The organism is Kosakonia sp. MUSA4 (assembly GCF_013085925.1).
Taxonomy (GTDB): Bacteria; Pseudomonadota; Gammaproteobacteria; order Enterobacterales; family Enterobacteriaceae; genus Kosakonia; species Kosakonia sacchari_B.
In genome coordinates, this window is sequence record NZ_CP025697.1 from 532,770 (window position 1) to 553,185 (window position 20,416).

At 53.6% G+C, this 20,416-nt stretch carries 21 protein-coding genes and 1 other annotated feature; of the genes, 14 read left to right on the forward strand and 7 right to left on the reverse strand.

Annotated features, from left to right (window positions below; all coding sequences use genetic code 11):
• The first annotated feature begins 218 nt into the window (after nucleotides 1–218).
• From deoC to deoD, 4 genes are all read left to right on the forward strand, one after another.
• A complete protein-coding gene (deoC, locus tag C0557_RS02545; RefSeq protein ID WP_007373042.1) occupies nucleotides 219–998 on the forward strand; it encodes a deoxyribose-phosphate aldolase in 780 nt (259 codons plus the stop codon).
• Between the two features lie 139 nt (nucleotides 999–1,137).
• Entirely contained in the window at nucleotides 1,138–2,460 is a 1,323-nt protein-coding gene (deoA, locus tag C0557_RS02550; RefSeq protein ID WP_208657392.1) for a thymidine phosphorylase, read from the forward strand.
• A 51-nt stretch (nucleotides 2,461–2,511) separates the two neighbouring features.
• Nucleotides 2,512–3,735 (forward strand): phosphopentomutase, encoded by a 1,224-nt coding sequence (gene deoB, locus C0557_RS02555; protein ID WP_074774822.1) that lies wholly within the window; start codon nucleotides 2,512–2,514, stop codon nucleotides 3,733–3,735.
• 57 nt (nucleotides 3,736–3,792) lie between these two features.
• Nucleotides 3,793–4,512, forward strand: coding sequence for a purine-nucleoside phosphorylase (gene deoD / locus C0557_RS02560; protein WP_043955113.1), 720 nt, complete (start codon nucleotides 3,793–3,795; stop codon nucleotides 4,510–4,512).
• 86 nt (nucleotides 4,513–4,598) lie between these two features.
• Here deoD and lplA read toward each other — a convergent pair whose 3' ends face one another.
• The gene (gene lplA / locus C0557_RS02565) at nucleotides 4,599–5,615 is read right to left on the reverse strand and encodes a lipoate--protein ligase A (protein ID WP_208657393.1); all 1,017 of its coding nucleotides are present in this window, start codon (nucleotides 5,613–5,615) and stop codon (nucleotides 4,599–4,601) included.
• A 51-nt stretch (nucleotides 5,616–5,666) separates the two neighbouring features.
• Nucleotides 5,667–6,311 (reverse strand): YtjB family periplasmic protein, encoded by a 645-nt coding sequence (locus C0557_RS02570; RefSeq protein WP_208657394.1) that lies wholly within the window; start codon nucleotides 6,309–6,311, stop codon nucleotides 5,667–5,669.
• Nucleotides 6,312–6,429: 118 nt separating this feature from the next.
• Here C0557_RS02570 and serB point away from each other — a divergent pair, with 118 nt between their 5' ends.
• From serB to nadR, 3 genes are read left to right on the forward strand one after another with little or no spacing between them, the layout of a single operon-like run.
• The gene (gene serB / locus C0557_RS02575; RefSeq protein ID WP_208657395.1) at nucleotides 6,430–7,401 is read left to right on the forward strand and encodes a phosphoserine phosphatase; all 972 of its coding nucleotides are present in this window, start codon (nucleotides 6,430–6,432) and stop codon (nucleotides 7,399–7,401) included.
• Nucleotides 7,402–7,409: 8 nt separating this feature from the next.
• Nucleotides 7,410–8,792: a DNA repair protein RadA gene (gene radA / locus C0557_RS02580; protein WP_208657396.1), complete on the forward strand. Its 1,383-nt coding sequence runs from the start codon at nucleotides 7,410–7,412 to the stop codon at nucleotides 8,790–8,792.
• Nucleotides 8,793–8,821: 29 nt separating this feature from the next.
• A complete protein-coding gene (nadR, locus tag C0557_RS02585; RefSeq protein WP_043955107.1) occupies nucleotides 8,822–10,048 on the forward strand; it encodes a multifunctional transcriptional regulator/nicotinamide-nucleotide adenylyltransferase/ribosylnicotinamide kinase NadR in 1,227 nt (408 codons plus the stop codon).
• A gap of 28 nt (nucleotides 10,049–10,076) precedes the next feature.
• Here the strand turns inward: nadR and C0557_RS02590 are convergent, their stop codons facing one another.
• Together C0557_RS02590 and ettA are read right to left on the reverse strand one after the other, a co-directional pair.
• Nucleotides 10,077–10,586, reverse strand: a complete 510-nt coding sequence (locus C0557_RS02590) for a hypothetical protein (protein WP_208657397.1) — start codon at nucleotides 10,584–10,586, stop codon at nucleotides 10,077–10,079.
• 341 nt (nucleotides 10,587–10,927) lie between these two features.
• Entirely contained in the window at nucleotides 10,928–12,595 is a 1,668-nt protein-coding gene (ettA, locus tag C0557_RS02595; RefSeq protein WP_208657398.1) for an energy-dependent translational throttle protein EttA, read from the reverse strand.
• Between the two features lie 214 nt (nucleotides 12,596–12,809).
• On the opposite strand from ettA, the gene sltY reads away from it, so the two are divergent.
• Both sltY and trpR read left to right on the forward strand, forming a co-directional pair.
• Complete coding sequence (gene sltY, locus C0557_RS02600; RefSeq protein WP_208657399.1) at nucleotides 12,810–14,750, forward strand: murein transglycosylase; 1,941 nt, start codon at nucleotides 12,810–12,812, stop codon at nucleotides 14,748–14,750.
• 97 nt (nucleotides 14,751–14,847) lie between these two features.
• Nucleotides 14,848–15,177: a trp operon repressor gene (gene trpR / locus C0557_RS02605; protein WP_074774839.1), complete on the forward strand. Its 330-nt coding sequence runs from the start codon at nucleotides 14,848–14,850 to the stop codon at nucleotides 15,175–15,177.
• On the opposite strand, the gene yjjX is transcribed toward trpR, so the two are convergent.
• Entirely contained in the window at nucleotides 15,168–15,683 is a 516-nt protein-coding gene (yjjX, locus tag C0557_RS02610; RefSeq protein ID WP_074774842.1) for an inosine/xanthosine triphosphatase, read from the reverse strand. The genes trpR and yjjX overlap by 10 nt on opposite strands.
• A 99-nt stretch (nucleotides 15,684–15,782) precedes the next feature.
• Here yjjX and gpmB point away from each other — a divergent pair, with 99 nt between their 5' ends.
• Nucleotides 15,783–16,430: a 2,3-diphosphoglycerate-dependent phosphoglycerate mutase GpmB gene (gpmB, locus tag C0557_RS02615; RefSeq protein ID WP_007373058.1), complete on the forward strand. Its 648-nt coding sequence runs from the start codon at nucleotides 15,783–15,785 to the stop codon at nucleotides 16,428–16,430.
• Here gpmB and robA read toward each other — a convergent pair.
• A complete protein-coding gene (gene robA, locus C0557_RS02620; protein WP_074774846.1) occupies nucleotides 16,427–17,299 on the reverse strand; it encodes an MDR efflux pump AcrAB transcriptional activator RobA in 873 nt (290 codons plus the stop codon). The two genes, gpmB and robA, sit on opposite strands and share 4 nt — an antisense overlap.
• A 215-nt stretch (nucleotides 17,300–17,514) precedes the next feature.
• Between robA and creA the strand changes: the two genes are divergently transcribed.
• Entirely contained in the window at nucleotides 17,515–17,988 is a 474-nt protein-coding gene (gene creA, locus C0557_RS02625) for a protein CreA (protein ID WP_074774849.1), read from the forward strand.
• Between the two features lie 50 nt (nucleotides 17,989–18,038).
• Here the strand turns inward: creA and arcA are convergent, their stop codons facing one another.
• A complete protein-coding gene (arcA, locus tag C0557_RS02630; RefSeq protein ID WP_074774852.1) occupies nucleotides 18,039–18,755 on the reverse strand; it encodes a two-component system response regulator ArcA in 717 nt (238 codons plus the stop codon).
• Between the two features lie 94 nt (nucleotides 18,756–18,849).
• Here arcA and yjjY point away from each other — a divergent pair, with 94 nt between their 5' ends.
• The 3 genes from yjjY to thrL all read left to right on the forward strand — a co-directional run bounded on the left by yjjY (nucleotide 18,850) and on the right by thrL (nucleotide 20,354).
• Entirely contained in the window at nucleotides 18,850–18,990 is a 141-nt protein-coding gene (gene yjjY, locus C0557_RS02635) for a protein YjjY (RefSeq protein WP_086870418.1), read from the forward strand.
• A 398-nt stretch (nucleotides 18,991–19,388) separates the two neighbouring features.
• Complete coding sequence (locus C0557_RS02640) at nucleotides 19,389–20,075, forward strand: tRNA/rRNA methyltransferase (protein WP_208657400.1); 687 nt, start codon at nucleotides 19,389–19,391, stop codon at nucleotides 20,073–20,075.
• A gap of 210 nt (nucleotides 20,076–20,285) precedes the next feature.
• The gene (gene thrL, locus C0557_RS02645; protein ID WP_071532065.1) at nucleotides 20,286–20,354 is read left to right on the forward strand and encodes a thr operon leader peptide; all 69 of its coding nucleotides are present in this window, start codon (nucleotides 20,286–20,288) and stop codon (nucleotides 20,352–20,354) included.
• Nucleotides 20,293–20,410: a sequence feature (Thr leader region), on the forward strand. (Overlaps the previous gene by 62 nt.)
• Nucleotides 20,411–20,416 lie beyond the last annotated feature (6 nt).

Consider the following 20,416-nt stretch of genomic DNA (forward strand, 5'->3'; position numbering starts at 1 on the left):
GTAAGACACCGGCGAATAACCCCTTTTGATCCATACGCACCTTAGCGGTAATCACGACCGCTTTTGCGTTTTAAAGTTTGATGAATGTCTCATTATGGTTTTGCAAACGTGCATTAAGTTTTCATTAACTGTGATGGGTGTCGAAGTGTAATCGAGGGTTGATGTTAGAATATTAACAAGCCCGAACAGAAAATCGGCATTACGCCGTCGGAGAGAATATGAGTGATTTAACGGCAAGCAGCCTGCGCGCGTTGCAATTAATGGATCTGACCACCCTGAACGACGATGACACCAACGAGAAAGTCATTGCGCTGTGTCATCAGGCCAAAACCCCGGTGGGGAACACCGCCGCCATTTGTATCTATCCGCGTTTCATCCCGATTGCGCGTAAGACGCTGAACGCGCAGGGAACACCGGATGTGCGTATTGCGACGGTAACCAACTTCCCGCACGGTAACGATGATATCGACATTGCGCTGGCAGAAACCCGTGCGGCGATTGCCTACGGTGCTGATGAAGTTGACGTAGTATTCCCGTACCGCGCGTTGATCGCCGGTAACGAACAGGTTGGTTTTGATCTGGTCAAAGCCTGTAAAGAGGCGTGTGCCGCAGCCAACGTGCTGTTGAAAGTGATTATCGAAACCGGCGAACTGAAAGAAGAAGCGCTGATCCGTAAGGCGTCAGAAATCGCGATTAAAGCGGGCGCCGACTTTATCAAGACTTCAACCGGCAAAGTACCGGTGAATGCCACGCCGGAAAGCGCGCGCATCATGCTGGAAGTGATCCGCGATATGGGCGTTGAGAAAACTGTGGGCTTTAAACCGGCGGGCGGCGTACGCAGCGCAGAAGACGCGCAGCACTATCTGGCGATTGCCGATGAACTGTTTGGTGCAGACTGGGCCGATGCCCGTCACTATCGTTTTGGCGCATCCAGCTTGCTGGCAAGCCTGTTGAAAGCGCTGGGACACGGCGACGGTAAGAGCGCAAGCAGCTACTGATGGCTCCATTTACCCGGCCTGCACCTCTACCCCGCAGGCCGGGTAAGGTATCACCGCCATCCGGCGGTATATGCTGATAACACCATGTTTTGCCGGGTCACTTTGCTTGCCCGGTCGTATCATTCCTCAGGGGGTTACCTTGTTTCTCGCTCAAGAAATTATTCGTAAAAAACGCGATGGTCTCGCACTGAGTGATGAAGAGATCCGTTTCTTTATCAACGGAATTCGCGATAACACCGTTTCTGAAGGCCAGATCGCCGCGCTTGCCATGACCATCTTTTTCCACGACATGACGATGCCAGAACGCGTGTCGTTGACCATGGCAATGCGCGATTCCGGTTCGGTTCTGGACTGGAAACACCTTAATCTCAACGGCCCAATTGTTGATAAACACTCTACTGGCGGCGTCGGGGATGTGACCTCATTGATGCTTGGCCCGATGGTTGCCGCCTGTGGTGGCTATATTCCGATGATTTCCGGGCGCGGGCTGGGGCATACCGGCGGCACGCTCGATAAACTGGAAGCCATTCCCGGCTTCGACATTTTCCCGGACGATAGCCGCTTCCGCGACATTATTAAGGATGTTGGCGTGGCGATTATCGGCCAGACCAATTCACTGGCACCGGCCGATAAACGTTTTTATGCCACCCGCGATATCACCGCGACGGTGGATTCTATTCCGCTGATCACCGCGTCCATCCTGGCGAAAAAACTGGCTGAAGGCCTTGATGCGCTGGTGATGGACGTGAAAGTCGGCAGCGGTGCGTTTATGCCGACTTATGCGCTCTCCGAACAACTGGCGGAGGCGATTGTGGGCGTGGCGAATGGCGCAGGCGTGCGCACGACCGCACTGCTGACCGATATGAATCAGGTGCTGGCTTCCAGCGCGGGCAATGCGGTGGAAGTGCGTGAAGCGGTGCAATTCCTCACCGGCGAATACCGTAACCCGCGCCTGTTTGATGTCACGATGGCGCTGTGCGTGGAGATGCTGATCTCCGGCAAACTGGCGAAAAATGATGCGGAAGCCCGGGCGAAACTGCAAGCGGTGCTGGATAACGGAAAAGCGGCAGAGATCTTTGGCCGCATGGTTGCGGCGCAGAAAGGGCCGACGGATTTCGTCGAGAACTACGCTAACTACCTGCCCACCGCCACGCTGAGCAAAGCCGTTTACGCCGACGACGAAGGCTTTATTACCGCAATGGATACCCGCGCGCTGGGCATGGCGGTGGTGTCGATGGGCGGCGGCCGTCGCCAGGCGACGGACAGTATCGATTACAGCGTTGGCTTTACCGATATGGTGCGTCTGGGCGAGCGCGTGGATGGGCAGCGCCCGTTGGCGGTCATCCACGCGAAGGATGAAGCCAGCTGGCAGGACGCGGCGCAGGCGGTGAAGGCTGCCCTCGTTGTAGACGACATCGCCGCAAAAGAGACACCAACGGTCTATCGCCGCATTACTGAATAACGATATACTGATCTGATCGCTTTTTTACAAAGCACAAGGTACGGAGAACATATGAAACGTGCATTTATTATGGTGCTGGACTCTTTCGGCATCGGCGCGACTGAAGACGCGGAGCGCTTCGGCGACGCGGGTTCCGACACGCTCGGCCACATTGCTGAAGCCTGTGCGAAAGGTGAAGCTGATACCGGGCGTAAAGGGCCGTTGCATCTCCCTAATCTGACCCGTCTGGGGCTGGCGAAAGCCCATGAAGGCGCGACCGGTTTTATCCCGGCCGGGATGGACGGTAATGCAGAAATCACTGGCGCTTACGCGTGGGCGCATGAGCTCTCTTCCGGTAAAGATACGCCGTCAGGCCATTGGGAAATCGCCGGTGTGCCGGTGCTGTTCGATTGGGGCTATTTTAGCGATACCGAAAACAGCTTCCCGCAGGCGCTGCTGGATAAACTGGTAGAACGTGCAAATCTGCCGGGTTATCTCGGCAACTGCCACTCTTCCGGGACGGTGATCCTCGATCAACTGGGCGAAGAGCATATGAAAACCGGTAAGCCGATTTTCTATACCTCTGCGGACTCTGTCTTCCAGATCGCCTGCCATGAAGAGACGTTTGGTCTCGATAAGCTGTATGAACTGTGCGAAATCGCTCGCGAAGAGCTGACCGAAGGGGGTTACAACATTGGTCGCGTGATTGCGCGTCCGTTTGTCGGTGATAAAGCGGGCCACTTCCAGCGCACCGGTAACCGCCACGATCTGGCCGTTGAGCCGCCGTCAGCAACCGTGCTGCAAAAGTTGGTGGAAGAGAAAGACGGCCAGGTGGTTTCGGTGGGCAAAATCGCCGATATCTATGCCAACTGCGGCATCACCAAAAAAGTGAAAGCCACCGGGCTGGATGCGCTGTTTGACGCCACCGTGAAAGAGATGAAAGAAGCGGGCGATAAGACAATTGTCTTTACCAACTTCGTTGATTTTGACTCATCATGGGGCCATCGTCGCGATGTCGCCGGTTATGCGGGCGGGCTGGAGCTGTTTGACCGCCGTCTGCCGGAGCTGATGGCGCTGGTGGGCGAGGACGATATCCTGATCCTTACCGCCGATCATGGCTGCGATCCGACCTGGAAAGGCACCGATCATACCCGTGAGCACATTCCGGTGCTGGTTTACGGCCCGAAAGTGAAACCCGGCTCGCTTGGCCACCGTGAAACGTTCGCGGACATTGGTCAGACGTTGGCGAAATACTTTGGCGTTTCTGATATGGACTATGGCAAAGCCATGTTCTGATGATTTTGGGCGGGAGCTTCCCGCCCTTTCTGTTCTAACGACATAAAGGAATTAACGATGGCTACCCCACATATTAATGCAGAAATGGGCGATTTCGCGGATGTTGTGCTGATGCCGGGCGATCCGCTGCGTGCGAAGCACATTGCCGAAACATTCCTCGAAAATTACCGCGAAGTGAACAACGTGCGCGGCATGCTGGGTTATACCGGTACTTACAAAGGCCGCAAAATCTCGGTAATGGGCCACGGTATGGGCATTCCGTCCTGCTCCATCTATACCAAAGAGCTGATCACCGATTTTGGCGTGAAGAAAATCATTCGCGTCGGTTCCTGCGGTGCGGTGCGTATGGATGTGAAACTGCGTGATATCGTGATTGGTATGGGTGCCTGCACCGATTCCAAAGTAAACCGCATGCGTTTTAAAGATCACGACTTTGCGGCAATTGCTGATTTCGACATGGTGCGTAACGCCGTTGATGCGGCGAAAACGCTGGGCGTTGATGCGCGCGTGGGGAACCTGTTCTCTGCCGATCTGTTCTACTCTCCGGACGGCGAAATGTTCGATGTGATGGAGAAATACGGCATTCTCGGCGTGGAAATGGAAGCGGCGGGTATTTATGGCGTGGCGGCAGAATTCGGTGCGAAAGCGCTGACTATCTGCACCGTTTCCGACCATATCCGCACCCACGAGCAGACCACCTCTGCTGAGCGTCAGACGACGTTTAATGACATGATCAAAATTGCGCTGGAATCTGTCCTGCTGGGCGATAAAGCGTAAGTCTTTGTTGTGCCGGGTGGAGGCAATGCCTTACCCGGCCTGCATTCCCCTGGCCTGATAAACGCAGCGCCATCAGGCATGTGAAGTTAACGCACCGCTTTGACAATCCACGCTGACAACTCGCGCAGCTCCTGTTCCTGATCCGGAAAATCCACCAATAACGCATCGCACTCCTGCGCCAGCATATCCGCCCGGTACAGACAGCCCTGCAAACGCGCCGCCAGCGCTTCGAGCGGCGCAGGGTTCAGGCTGTCGGTAAACACCTGCGTGCGGGTGATATGGCCTTTCTCAACGTCGAAGTGCAGCTCCACGCCGCCCCAGGTAAAGCGCTCATCCAGTAAATGGCTGAAAGCGGGCGCCTGACCAAAGTTCCACTCCCAACTGCTCTGGCGGGCAAAGGTTTCGGCAAAATTGGGCAGATCCGGCGTTTTCTCCGGTGAGATAATTTCGGCTGTAACGCGTTCGCCGTAGTGGCTGAAGAAGGCCTCCGTTATCGCCTGGCAAATCTGCTCGTGGGTGATGCCCGGCAGTAATTCCACCAGGTTGGCGACGCGTCCGCGCACGGAGGTAATGCCTTTCGCTTGCAGTTTTTTCTTGTCCGGATTGAGGTAGTTAGCCAGACGGCTGAGATCGGCATTTAACAGCAGCGTGCCGTGGTGGAAGCCGCGATCGCGGGTTTCACGGTAGGCAGAGCCAGACACTTTGCGATCGCCTTCTGCGGTCTTCACCACCAGATCGTTACGCCCGGAGGCTTCTGCCGTTACGCCGAGCGCATTCAGCGCCGCGAGCACAATACCCGTAGAGATGGTTTTGTCGTATTCGGGTTTGCCAGCCATAAAGGTAAAGCAGGTGTTGCCGAGATCGTGGAAAACCGCGCCGCCGCCGCTGCTACGCCGGGCCAGCCGCACGTTGTCTTCTTCCATGCGCCGCGTATTGCACTCTTTCCACGGGTTCTGCGCCCGACCGATAACCACCGTATCGGCGTTGCGCCATAAAAACAGCACGCGCTGGGTTGCCGGCATCTGGCGGAAAATACACTCCTCCACCGCCAGGTTGAACCACGGATCGTAAGATTCAGAGATAAGCAGACGAAGCGTTGACATAGCCGATTTCCTTTCTTTGACTTTTCAATAGATTACCGTTAGCGGCAGCCGCTACTCTTTCTTTTCGTGCTCTTCTTCTTCCGGCACGGATTTGTTAGCCGTCAGCAGGAACGGCGACTGTTGCCAGCGCGTGCGTTTGCCCTGCAAAAGGGTACGCGTCAACACGACGCCAATGGCCAGCGACAGCAACAACATCAGGCGCAGAATATTGGTGGTGTTATCAACCTGCTTCGCTTCCGTCGCCAGCGTGTGGGTATCCAGCGTCAGGCGCAGATAACCCAGCGGGCCGCTTTTTCCCTGAATGGGTTCGACAATTTGTTGATTGAAATAGCCGCCGGCTTTCTTGCCATCGAGCGCCAGCCGGTCGCGAACGTCAATGCTTTCGCCCGAACGTGCAATGAGATCGCCCTGTGCGTCATACACGCCGGCATCGAGGATCCGGCTCCCTTCCGTAAGCTGGCGTAGCACGATATCAATACGTTTTTCATCCGGCGTTTCGGTACGCATCAGCGGCGTAAGGTTGAGCGTCACCTGGTGCGCCAGGGTTCTGGCCAGCTCTTCAAACTGTGGATTGCGCTGGCGTTGATGGTTCTGGCTGAACCAGGATGCGCCCTGCATCAGCGCGACCAGCAATGCCAGACAGATGAGGACTGTTACGGCGCGATGCAGCCGAAATTTAAGTTTTGCGCGAGCCATATTCCACCTGTTGAAAATTTGAGGCTTAATGTTGCCAGAAGCGCTGGTTACAAGGTAGCCTCATGCGTTATTTTCCCCTCCGATGCTTTCTGGCGCGAATGTTTTTACAGGAGCTTTAATGCTTAACAGTTTGACCTGGTGCGATCTGCCCGACGATGTTTCTCAGTGGCCAGGGTTGCCGCTCTCTTTAAGTGGTGATGAGGTCATGCCTCTGGACTATCACGCCGGTCGAAGCGGCTGGCTCCTGTACGGGCGCAATCTTGATAAAACGCGCCTGACGACCTACCAGCGCAAACTGGGCGCGGCAATGGTGATTGTGGCAGCCTGGTGCGTCGATGATTATCAGGTGATTCGCCTGGCGGGGTCATTAACGCCGCGCGCTTCGCGTCTGGCGCATGACGAAGGCATGGATGTTGCGCCGCTGGGTAAAATCCCGCATTTGCGCTCGCCAGGGTTGCTGGTGATGGATATGGATTCCACCGCGATTCAGATCGAGTGTATTGACGAGATTGCGAAACTTGCCGGTACGGGCGAGATGGTGGCGGAAGTGACCGAACGTGCGATGCGCGGCGAGCTTGATTTCACCGCCAGCTTGCGCAGCCGCGTGGCAACGCTGAAAGGGGCGGATGCCAATATCCTGATGCAGGTGCGTGAATCGTTGCCGCTGATGCCGGGTCTGGTGCAACTGGTGTTGAAGCTGGAGACGCTGGGCTGGAAAGTGGCGATTGCCTCCGGCGGCTTTACCTTCTTTGCAGATTACCTGCGCGACAAGCTGCACCTCACGGCGGCAGTGGCGAATGAGCTGGAGATCATGGACGGCAAATTCACCGGCCAGGTGCTGGGTGATATCGTCGATGCCCAGTACAAAGCCAACACATTGAAAGCGCTGGCGGAGAAGTACGAGATTCCGGCCGCGCAAACCGTCGCCATTGGCGATGGCGCGAATGACCTGCCAATGATCAAAGCCGCCGGGTTGGGGATCGCCTTCCACGCGAAACCCAAAGTGAATGAGAAAGCGGAAGTCTCCATTCGTCACGCCGACCTGATGGGCGTATTTTGTATTCTTTCCGGCAGTATCAATAAGAAGTAGAGGTGATTGTGGCGAAAGCTCCCAAACGTGCGTTTGTCTGTAATGAATGCGGCGCGGATTATCCGCGCTGGCAGGGGCAGTGCAGCGCCTGCCATGCATGGAACACCATTACTGAAATCCGTGTGGCCGCTTCGCCCACCGTGGCGCGTAATGAGCGCCTCTCCGGCTATGCCGGGAGCGCGGGCGTCTCGAAAGTGCAGAAACTTTCGGAAATCAGTCTGGAAGAGCTGCCGCGTTTTTCGACCGGTTTTAAAGAGTTTGACCGCGTGCTCGGCGGCGGCGTTGTGCCGGGAAGCGCCATTCTGATTGGCGGTAACCCGGGCGCAGGGAAGTCAACGTTGCTGTTGCAGACGCTGTGTAAGCTCGCGGAACAGATGAAAACCCTGTATGTCACCGGCGAAGAGTCCTTGCAACAGGTTGCGATGCGCGCCCATCGCCTGGGGCTGCCGACGGCCAACCTGAATATGCTTTCAGAAACCAGCATCGAGCAAATCTGCATGATTGCTGATGAAGAGCAACCCAGGCTGATGGTGATCGACTCAATCCAGGTGATGCATATGGCGGACATTCAGTCGTCGCCCGGCAGCGTCGCCCAGGTGCGCGAGACGGCGGCCTATCTGACGCGGTTCGCGAAAACCCGCGGAGTGGCAATTGTTATGGTCGGCCATGTCACGAAAGATGGTTCGCTGGCAGGGCCAAAAGTGCTGGAGCACTGTATCGACTGCTCGGTGCTGCTTGACGGCGATGCCGATTCCCGTTTTCGCACCTTGCGTAGCCACAAAAACCGTTTTGGCGCAGTGAATGAGCTCGGCGTGTTTGCGATGACCGAACAGGGGTTGCGTGAAGTCAGCAACCCTTCGGCCATTTTTCTTAGCCGCGGGGATGAAGTGACCTCCGGTAGCTCGGTGATGGTGGTATGGGAAGGGACGCGCCCGCTCCTGGTTGAGATCCAGGCGCTGGTGGATCACTCGATGATGTCGAACCCGCGCCGCGTGGCGGTTGGCCTGGAGCAGAACCGCCTGGCGATTCTGCTGGCGGTGTTGCATCGCCACGGCGGCTTGCAGATGGCGGATCAGGATGTGTTTGTGAACGTTGTCGGCGGGGTGAAAGTGACCGAAACCAGTGCCGATCTGGCGCTGCTGCTGGCGATGGTTTCCAGCCTGCGCGACAGACCGCTGCCGCAGGATCTGGTGGTATTTGGCGAAGTGGGGCTGGCCGGTGAGATCCGTCCGGTGCCGAGCGGCCAGGAGCGTATTTCCGAGGCGGCCAAACACGGTTTCCGCCGCGCGATTGTTCCGGCGGCAAACGTGCCGAAAAAAGTGCCGGAAGGAATGCAGATTTTCGGCGTGAAGAAGCTCTCGGATGCGCTAAACGTCTTTGACGACTTATAATTGGCTAAAGATTTTTGCAGGAGGCAACAATGTCGTCATTTGATTATTTAAAAACCGCGATTCGCCAGAAGGGTTGCACATTACAACAAGTGGCCGATGCCAGCGGTATGACCAAAGGCTATTTAAGCCAGTTGCTCAATGCCAAGATTAAAAGCCCCAGCGCGCAAAAGCTGGAGGCGTTGCACCGTTTCCTCGACCTTGAATTCCCCCGGCGGCAGAAAAATATTGGCGTGGTATTCGGTAAGTTTTATCCGCTGCATACCGGCCATATCTATTTGATCCAGCGCGCCTGTAGCCAGGTTGACGAATTGCATATTATCCTCGGCTACGACGAAACGCGCGATCGCGAGCTGTTTGAAGACAGCGCGATGTCGCAGCAGCCGACGGTCAGCGATCGGCTGCGTTGGCTGCTGCAAACCTTTAAGTATCAGAAAAATATTCGTATTCATGCTTTTAATGAAGAGGGCATGGAGCCGTATCCGCACGGCTGGGATGTCTGGAGTAAAGGCATCAAAGCGTTTATGACAGAGAAAGGCATTACGCCAAACTGGATCTACACCTCGGAAGAGTCTGATGCGCCGCAGTATTTGCAACATTTGGGCATTGAGGCGGTGCTGGTGGATCCGCAGCGCACGTTTATGAATATCAGCGGTTCGCAGATCCGCGAAAATCCATTCCGCTACTGGGATTATATTCCGACGGAAGTAAAACCTTTCTTTGTCCGCACGGTGGCTATTCTGGGCGGTGAATCCAGCGGTAAATCGACGCTGGTGAATAAACTTGCCAATATTTTTAACACCACCAGCGCGTGGGAATATGGCCGGGACTACGTATTTTCTCATCTCGGCGGCGATGAGATGGCGCTGCAATATTCTGATTACGATAAAATTGCCTTAGGCCATGCGCAATATATCGATTTCGCGGTGAAATATGCGAATAAAGTGGCTTTTATCGATACGGATTTTGTTACCACGCAGGCGTTTTGCAAAAAATATGAGGGGCGTGAACATCCCTTCGTACAGGCATTAATTGATGAATATCGCTTCGATTTAGTGATCCTGCTGGAAAATAATACGCCGTGGGTGAATGATGGCTTAAGAAGTCTGGGCAGTTCGGTTGACCGGAAAGAGTTTCAGGATTTGTTGGTTTCCATGTTACAGGAGAACCATATTGATTTTGTCCGTGTTGAATCGGCTGACTATGATTCGCGGTTTCTGCAGTGTGTCGAATTGGTTAAGAAACTGATGGGCGCATAAGCACGGTTACTGGCCGGGTATTTTCACTTTACCCGGCAAGCGGATAACGGGTCGGCTGGTTGCACAAACTTTCCCAGTAATAGTAAACCTGATTCAGCGTCGCGACAGAAGGCTGGTTCACTTTCTTCAGCATATTGTATTTGTGGGTGCTGAACGTTTTTACATCCATTTCGCCGTTGCTGAATATATCGGTCTGCGCTTCTCTGTTAATAATATGTTTAAGCAGCACCCTTTCTTTTCGGGTTAGCGCTAATTTCCCCTCGAGTCTCTTTTTATTTCGCCAGGACTTCTGTTGTAGGGTCCGTTGGAAGACGTCGATTGGCAGGCTTTTACTTATTTTGAAAAAGGGATACAGCAGAAATTTTTCAAAGGAATTATCGCTTTCCGTAATTTCCTTCAGCGTCGTCAAGGTGGTGATAACAAGCAGGTGATTATCAAAATCTATAATCACATCATCCGCATTCAGTTTTATCGCGTGCTGCTGAATAAGCGTGTGCAGACCGCATTTTAAATATGCATTTTCCGTAATGATCTGCATTGAATATAACCACGTATTGATTCGGCTTAAGGGGTAATCAATGTTATCCGGTGGCTTTTTCGTTAAGCAATAGCGTGGCTTTTTTATTAATCATCAAAATATAAAACTATTCATTTATATCTTTTTGTATTTTTATTCTGCGCTGATGTTTTTTGCTATGTTTTTGTTTTGATTCGCCGTGAGCAGTGAATGCGCAAATGCCTGGGTTTGATGCGAATATTATGCAAAAACGAAAACACTTTTTTTGCTCAGAGTTGCAGATGAATTCTCTGCGCGTTTCGCGGGAAGCCTGGTGGGGAAGGGGAAAAAGCGGATGGGAAATCCATCCGCTTAGACGGTGCTTATTTAGCGATACGTTTGTATTTAATACGTTTTGGCTCCAGCGCTTCAGCGCCAAGCGTACGTTTTTTATACTCTTCGTATTCGGTGAAGTTACCTTCGAAGAACTCGACTTTACCTTCATCCTGGTAATCCAGAATGTGGGTGGCGATACGGTCAAGGAACCAGCGGTCGTGCGAGATAACCATCGCACAGCCCGGGAATTCGAGCAGGGCGTTTTCCAGCGCGCGCAGCGTTTCGATATCCAGGTCGTTGGTCGGTTCATCGAGCAGCAGCACGTTGCCGCCTACCTGCAGCAGCTTCGCCAGATGCAGACGACCGCGCTCACCGCCGGAGAGTTCGCCAACGCGTTTGCCCTGATCGGTGCCTTTAAAGTTAAAGCGACCCACATAAGCACGGCTCGGCATTTCGGTATTGCCGATACGCATGATATCCAGCCCGCCGGAAACCTCTTCCCACACGGTTTTGCTGTTATCCATCGCGTCACGGAACTGGTCAACCGAGGCCAGTTTCACGGTATCACCCAGGGTGATGGAGCCGCTATCCGGCTGCTCCTGACCGGACATCATTCGGAACAGCGTCGATTTACCCGCGCCGTTTGGACCGATGATGCCGACAATGGCGCCTTTCGGTACGGAGAAGGACAGATTGTCAATCAACTGGCGATCGCCGTAGGATTTGCTGAGGTTGTTGACCTCAACCACTTTGTCACCCAGACGTGCTCCAGGCGGAATAAACAGTTCGTTGGTTTCGTTACGTTTCTGGTATTCCGTGTTGTTAAGTTCTTCAAAGCGCGCCAGACGGGCTTTGCCCTTCGACTGACGGCCTTTCGCACCCTGACGAACCCACTCCAGCTCTTTCTCAATGGATTTACGGCGAGCCGCTTCCTGAGAGGCTTCCTGCGCCAGACGCTGATCTTTTTGTTCCAGCCAGGAGGAGTAGTTGCCTTCCCACGGAATGCCTTCGCCGCGGTCGAGCTCAAGGATCCAGCCCGCGACGTTATCAAGGAAGTAACGGTCGTGGGTGATCGCCACCACGGTGCCTTCGAAGTCGTGCAGGAAGCGTTCCAGCCACGCAACGGATTCAGCATCAAGGTGGTTAGTCGGTTCGTCGAGCAGCAGCATGTCTGGCTTTTCGAGCAGCAGGCGGCACAGTGCGACGCGGCGGCGTTCACCCCCGGAAAGATTAGCGACTTTGGCATCCCAGTCCGGCAGACGCAGGGCATCCGCCGCGCGCTCCAGTTGGACGTTCAGGTTGTGACCGTCGTGCGCCTGGATAATCTCTTCAAACTTACCTTGCTGCGCGGCCAGCTTGTCGAAGTCCGCATCCGGTTCCGCGTACTTCGCGTACACTTCATCCAGACCTTTCAGCGCGTTAACCACTTCGGAAACGGCTTCTTCAACCGATTCACGGACAGTATGTTCCGGGTTCAGTTGTGGTTCCTGCGGCAGATAACCAATTTTGATGCCAGGCTGCGGGCGGGCTTCACCTTCGATGTCTGTATCGATGCCGGCCATGATGCGCAGCAGGGTAGACTTACCGGCACCGTTAAGACCCAGTACGCCGATTTTTGCGCCCGGGAAGAAGCTTAGCGAGATATTTTTCAGAATATGACGTTTCGGCGGGACAACTTTGCCGACACGATGCATGGTATATACGAATTGAGCCACGTTGGACTTCGCCTCTTTGTCATGAGAGTAGTATTCAACAGCGGAGTGTAGCGGTTTTCGACGCTTAATCCCAGCCAACAGCGCCCACACTGTTAAATCGCCACAAAAAGGTAAAAAAGTGTGCAGAACATGGCGCGTAGCGGCATGCCCGGTTAGCATTAACTCATTACGCGGCATGATGCTGCCAATAACGTGACAGAAAGAGGAAAGAGCTGTGCAGAGAGCTAAACATGCCGCCTGGCGATTTGCGGCGGCCTGCGTTTGTTTGCTGTCCCTCAGCAATATGGCGCGCGCAGATTCACTGGATGAACAACGTAACCGTTATGCGCAGATCAAAAGCGCATGGGATAACAAGCAAATGGATGTCGTGCAGCAACTGCTGCCCACGCTGACTCATTATCCGCTGTATCCCTATTTGCAATATCGCCAGATTACCGACGATCTGATGAATCAACCGGCCATCGCGGTGACCAACTTTGTGCAGCAGAACCCGACGCTGCCGCCAGCACGCACACTGAAATCCCGTTTTGTTAACGAACTGGCGCGGCGTGAAGACTGGCGCGGGCTGCTGGCTTTCAGCCCGGAAAAACCTGCCACTACCGAAGCGCAATGTAACTACTATTTCGCCAAGTGGAACACCGGGCAGGCAGATGAGGCGTGGGCGGGAGCAAAAGAGCTCTGGTTGAGCGGTAAAAGCCAACCGAATGCCTGTGACCGGTTGTTTGGTGCCTGGCGCGCTTCCGGAAAGCAGGATCCGCTGGCATTTCTTGAACGCATCCGGCTGGCCATGAAAGCCGGTAATACGCAACTGGTGACGCTGCTGGCCGGGCAGATGCCCGCTGATTATCAAACTATTTCGCAGGCCATCATTAACCTTGCCAACAATCCCAACAGTGTTATGACGTTCGCCACCACCACCGGCGCGACCGACTTTACCCGGCAAATGGCGGCGGAAGCATTTGAAAGCGTTGCCCGGCAGGATGTGGAAAATGCCCGTTTGCTGATCCCTTCGCTGGCGCAGGCGCAGCAACTGACGGAGGATCAAATCCAGACGCTGCGTGATATTGTCGCCTGGCGTTTGATGGGGAATGACGTCACCAGCGAACAGGCGCGCTGGCGCGATGATGCGGTGATGCGTTCGCAATCCACATCGCTTCTGGAGCGGCGGGTGCGGATGGCGATCGGCGCAGGCGATCGTCGCGGTCTGAATACCTGGCTTTCCCGTTTGCCGATGGAGGCGAAAGAGAAAGATGAGTGGCGTTACTGGCAGGCTGATTTGTTGCTGGAGCGCGGCCGTGATGAAGAGGCCAAATCGATCCTGCATGCGCTGATGCAGCAACGCGGCTTTTACCCGATGGCGGCGGCGCAGCGTTTAGGGGAAGATTACCAACTTCAGATCGATAAAGTACCAGGTAACCCCGATCCGGCATTGGTTCAGGGCGCTGAAATGGCTCGCGTACGCGAATTGATGTACTGGGGGTTGGATAATACCGCCCGCAGCGAATGGGCTAATCTGGTCACCAGCCGCCCGCAGCAAGAGCAGGCGCAGCTGGCGCGCTATGCATTCAACCAGCACTGGTGGGATCTCAGCGTGCAGGCCACCATTGCCGGTAAATTGTGGGATCATCTGGAAGAGCGATTCCCGCTGGCCTACAGCGATTTGTATGCGCGTTACACCAACGGTAAAGCCATTAGCCAGAGCTATGCGATGGCGATTTCCCGTCAGGAGAGCGCGTGGAATCCAACGGCGCGCTCGCCGGTTGGCGCGAGCGGGTTAATGCAGATTATGCCCGGCACCGCCACCCATACGGTGAAGATGTTTAACATTGCCGGTTATCGCAATGCCAGCCAGCTTTTCGATCCGGAAACCAACATCAACATTGGCACCAGCTACCTGCAATATGTTTATCAGCAATTCGGCAACAACCGGATTTTCTCCTCGGCGGCCTATAACGCCGGGCCGGGCAGGGTACGTAGCTGGTTGAACAACAGCGCCGGAAAACTGGATGCCGTGGCGTTTGTGGAGAGTATTCCGTTCTCAGAAACCCGCAGCTACGTGAAAAACGTCCTCGCTTACGATGCCTATTACCGTTATTTCCTCGATGGTGGCAAACCGGTCATCTTTAACGACGCCGAGTGGCAGCGCCGTTACTGATTTCTAAGGTTTATGCTATGCTGTGTACTCTTTAACGAGTACACTCTTTCGGAAGCCTGTCTAAAGGGCTTCCGAAACCAACGAATGGCGGAAAACTATGACTCAGCAATCTCCTTATTCAGCAGCAATGGCCGAACAGCGCGACCAGGAGTGGCGACGCTTTGTCGAGTTGGTCAGGCAGTCATATGAAAAGGATCTGCATCTTCCGCTGCTTAATTTGATGCTCACGCCGGATGAGCGCGAGTCGTTGGGTACGCGGGTGCGAATTATCGAAGAGTTGTTGCGCGGCGAGATGAGCCAGCGCGAGCTGAAAAACGAACTGGGCGCGGGCATTGCGACCATTACCCGCGGCTCTAACAGCCTGAAAGCGGCGCCAGCCGATTTGCGCCTGTGGCTGGAGCAGACGCTGCTGAACGATCAGCGGTAAACCGCGTTATGAAACGGGCTTAGCGCCAGAATTACCGCCTGGTGGTAAACGCTCTCGCGGGTGAGTTTACCGGCAGTGAAAACACCAATCGCCCCCTCTTTACGGCCAATCTCATCAATGCCGGTGTAGTGTGACATCACCGGTCCGAGCGCTTCACCGGCGCGCACTCTCTGCAAAATGATCTCTGGCAGCGGCAGCGTGGCTGAGCGCGCTTCGCCCTGCATTTCTGGGGTTTCGATGACGACCCAGCTAAACGTACTACCTTCATCAATCCCTGCTTCAATGGCAACCCAGAAATCGGCGTCAGGCCGCAGCTTGCGGGCATTGCTCACGCGATTACGTGCGCCAGCCCGCGTTTCCTGACTGCCAAACGGCTGTTCAGGCACGCCGCTATCGACGGAGACTGATTCTATATGGCAGGATCCTTCGCCGAAGATCTCGTTAAAGGCGTGCAGAATAGCCCGAATTTTCGCGGGATTTGTGGTAGCTGAGACAACATGGTGCATAATCTATAATTGGCTTGTCCGAAACGAGACGCGTTCTTTATCCCGGACAGAGGCCTTCCTCAGATAATAAATTCATCGCAGTATAATGGATAAAAAAGCATGTTACAGGTATACCTTGTTCGCCACGGTGAAACGCAGTGGAACGCCGAGCGTCGTATTCAAGGCCAGTCAGACAGTCCGTTAACCGACAAAGGGGAAACGCAGGCGTGGCAGGTGGCTGAACGCGCGAAAGCGCTGGGCATCACCCATATTATTGCCAGCGATCTGGGGCGTACCCGTCGCACGGCGGAGATCATCGCTGATGCCTGCGGTTGCGAAATTACGCTTGAGCCGCGTCTGCGCGAGCTGGATATGGGTGTGCTCGAACGCCGCCATATCGATTCCCTGACGGAAGAAGAAGAGAGCTGGCGTCGCCAGTTAGTGAATGGCACGGCAGATGGCCGTATTCCTGACGGTGAGTCGATGCAGGAGCTGAGCGATCGTATGCACGCCGCGCTGGCGACTTGTCTGGAGCTACCGGAAGGAAGCCGCCCAATGCTGGTCAGTCACGGTATGGCGCTGGGCTGCCTGGTGAGTACCATTCTCGGGCTTCCGGCTTATGCAGAACGCCGTTTGCGTCTGCGCAACTGCTCCATCTCCCGCATCGATTACCAGCACAGCCCGTGGCTGGCATCCGGCTGGGTGGTGGAAACTGCAGGCGATGTTTCGCATCTCGACGCCCCGGCGCTGGATGAATTACAGCGTTAACGGCGGATAGGCACCAGATATTCGCAGCGAATGTGTAACGGCGGCTCACGGTCGCGTGAGTCGTCATGCTGCGGGTAGAAATGCTCAATATCCTGACCTTTGCGGCGCGTAAGGTTGAGCATTGGCATGCACGTACCATAAACGGTCAGAATAAAGTTCTGTAATTCGCCCGGAGAGCCTTCAAAAGAGAAGGCCACGTAATCGCCGCCCTCCAGTAATACCGGCTGTGCATTGCTCAAATAACCATTCGCCATTTCCGGCGTCAGCGCCGTGGTGTAAAACACCTCCTGCTCATCATCTTTCTCGAGGCTCGGGCGCGGTTCGTGCAACCCGTACAACTCCTGAGGAAGCGTCGGCGCATTGCTTAAAAATTCACGCCAGAACTGGATGCGCATTTGGTTTCGGAAATCGGAGATCTCCTCCAGCGAGCAGGTGTAGCTCTGCGTTGTGCCGATCAGGTGCATCTGCGGCAGCGTTACAAATTCATGTTTAGGCAGGGTAAACTCGCCAAGACGCAGCGGCGGGCGGATGCCAAAGGCGCTCCAGTCCGGCGAACGGCGATAGAGTGCTGGCGTGACGGTAAACTGTTTTTTAAAAGCCCGGGTGAACGTTTGCTGTGAATCGAAACGATACTGTAGCGCAATATCAAGAATAGGACGGGCGGTAAGCCGTAATGCGACTGCGGATTTTGACAGGCGACGAGCGCGGATGTAAGCGCCAATGGCGTGGCCGGTGACGTCTTTGAACATCCGTTGCAAATGCCACTTGGAATAGCCCGCTTTTGCCGCCACATTATCTAATGAGAGTGGCTGATCCAGATGGCCTTCCAGCCAGGCGAGTAGGTCGCGAATGATCCCAGCCTGATCCATACAATATCCTCTTCCTTAATACAGCGATGAACACCTGATACCAGGGGACGGATAATAGCGGGTTTTTAGGGCTTTAGCATTCGGTGTTTTTTTTGTGCACAAATTCGCATTGTGACTGATTTTCATCATGAATTTTGTAAATCGGTGATCTGCAAACAGTTTCTCATTAGAAAACTGAATAGTTGCTAAACGTAATATTCAAAAATGGTAACAATATGAAATACACGAAGTTATGCATTCCTGCGTTGATGTTGGTGGTGTGGGGTTCAGCCCACGCGGAACAGATTGGTTCTGTGGATACGGTCTTTAAAATGTTTGGCCCGGATCACAAAATTGTCGTTGAGGCATTTGACGACCCGGACGTTAAAAACGTGACCTGTTATATCAGCCGGGCAAAAACCGGCGGTATCAAAGGCGGGCTGGGGCTGGCGGAGGACACTTCGGATGCGGCCATTTCTTGCCAGCAGGTTGGGCCGGTTGAACTGAGCGATAAAATTAAAAACGGCAAGGCGCAGGGCGATGTGGTGTTCCAGAAACGGACTTCGCTGGTATTTAAAAAATTGCAGGTAGTGCGTTTCTATGACGCAAAACGTAACACTTTGGCATATTTAGCCTACTCCGACAAAGTGGTCGAAGGTTCGCCGAAGAATGCTTTAAGTGCAGTTCCTATCATTCCGTGGAGCAAATAGCGGAAATAAAAAAGCGGCGCCTGAGCGCCGCTTTTTTTATCAATCTTCGCTTATTCCTGCAGATCGCCGCAGAAACGGTAACCTTCACCGTGAATGGTGGCGATGATTTCCGGCGTGTCCGGCGTGGATTCAAAATGTTTGCGAATGCGGCGAATCGTCACGTCCACGGTGCGGTCGTGCGGCTTCAGCTCGCGGCCGGTCATTTTTTTCAACAGTTCGGCTCGGGACTGGATTTTCCCCGGATTTTCGCAGAAGTGCAGCATCGCACGGAATTCACTGCGCGGCAGCTTATACTGTTCGCCGTTTGGGCTAATCAGTGAGCGGCTATTGATATCCAGCTCCCAACCGTTGAACTTGTAGCTGTCAACGCTGCGGTGTTCTTCGCTGACCGAGCCCATATTCATGGTGCGGGACAGCAGATTGCGTGCGCGGATAGCCAGTTCTCGTGGGCTGAACGGCTTCGTGAGGTAGTCGTCGGCACCAATTTCGAGGCCCAAAATCTTATCGACTTCGTTATCACGTCCGGTCAGGAACATCAGTGCGACGTTCGCCTGCTCGCGAAGTTCGCGCGCCAGCAAAAGACCGTTTTTACCTGGCAGATTAATATCCATAATCACCAGGTTGATATCATGTTCAGAAAGAATCTGATGCATTTCAGCGCCATCAGTCGCTTCAAAGACATCGTAGCCTTCTGCTTCGAAAATGCTTTTTAACGTGTTGCGTGTTACCAACTCGTCTTCAACAATAAGAATGTGCGGGGTCTGCATGTTTGCTACCTAAATTGCCAACTAAATCGAAACAGGAAGTACAAAAGTCCCTGACCAGCCTGGTACATGTCGAAAATTAACATGACGGCATAACATGACTAAAGTACGTAATTGCGTTCTTGATGCACTTTCCATCAACGTCAACAACATCATTAGCTTGGTCGTGGGCACTTTCCCTCTGAACCCGACAGTGTCAAAAACGGCTGTCATCCTAACCATTTTAACAGCAACATAACAGGCTAAGACGTAAATGACACCCAATAAAACTACGCTTCGTTGACATATATCAAGTTCAATTGTAGCACGTTAACAGTCTGGCGAAATCTTCACAGCCAAATGCCAGCGCTTGCGACTATTTATCAATAAACCAACTAGTTGCGCATATTAATTGATAAATATGATTAATCCAATACAGGAACGAAATACTGTCATAAAATACTATTTATAAACATAGGGATAAGTCCCTTCTGTTAACATCTTAGCAGGTACGATTGCTGATAAACAGTTTAGCTTTTTTTTAATGTGCGTAATCTGAAAATCAGTGATTCGTGTTAGAAAATTGTAAATTCGCTCTGCGTAGTATGTTGATGTATGTCACATTCTCCTGCGGAATCAGTAAGAAGAGAAAGTAAAATGCAATTGGCTGTTGTACTCGTTTGCCCTGCGAGGCCCGAAAACGTCGGCGCCGCTGCCCGGGCGATGAAAACCATGGGCTTTCATGACTTGCGCATCGTCGATAGCGATGCGCATTTGCAGGAAGGCGCGCGCCGTGTTGCCCACGGTTCCGGCGATATCCTTGATAATGTTAAAAGTTATGCGACGCTTGCCGACGCGCTGGCGGATGTTCAGTTCACCATTGCGACCACGGCGCGTAGCCGGGCGAAGTTCCACTATTACGCGATGCCAGCAGAACTGGTGCCGCTATTGCAAGAGAAACGCACGTGGCTTGGCAGCGCTGCGCTGGTCTTTGGTCGCGAAGATTCCGGTTTAACCAATGAAGAGCTGGCGCTGGCGGACATCCTAACCGGCGTGCCGATGGTCGCGGATTATCCATCGCTGAATCTGGGGCAGGCAGTAATGGTTTTTTGCTATCAATTAGCATCATTAATGCAACAGGCACCTCAGCAAGCGGCTCCGGTTGATGATAATCAATTGCGCGCATTGCGTTTGCGAGCCCGCGAATTACTGGAAAAGCTCGGCGTGGCGGACGATATAAAAATGGCAGACTGGCTGGATCAGCGTCTTGGTCTGCTTGAACAGCGCGACACGGCAATGTTGCACCGATTGCTACACGATATTGAAAAAAAACTCGCCGAGTAAGTCACTGTGATAAGTTTGTTTTATAGTTAAAGCCGCTGAAATCTATTGTTGTAATGACCCTGTTGCGCTGAAATTAACTGTCGTTTCAGCGCAGCCGGGAAGGCGAATAAAAACGTAAAAAATAAAAATAAATTGACTTAAGCGGGCAGATACTTTAACCAATATAGGCATACAGCACAGACAGATAATATTACAGAGCACACAACATCTATGACACGCATCAGCACCATTACCATTATTACAACCATCACCATTACCACAGGTAACGGTGCGGGCTGACGCGTACAGGAAACACAGAAAAAAGCCCGCACCTGAACAGTGCGGGCTTTTTTTTCGACCAA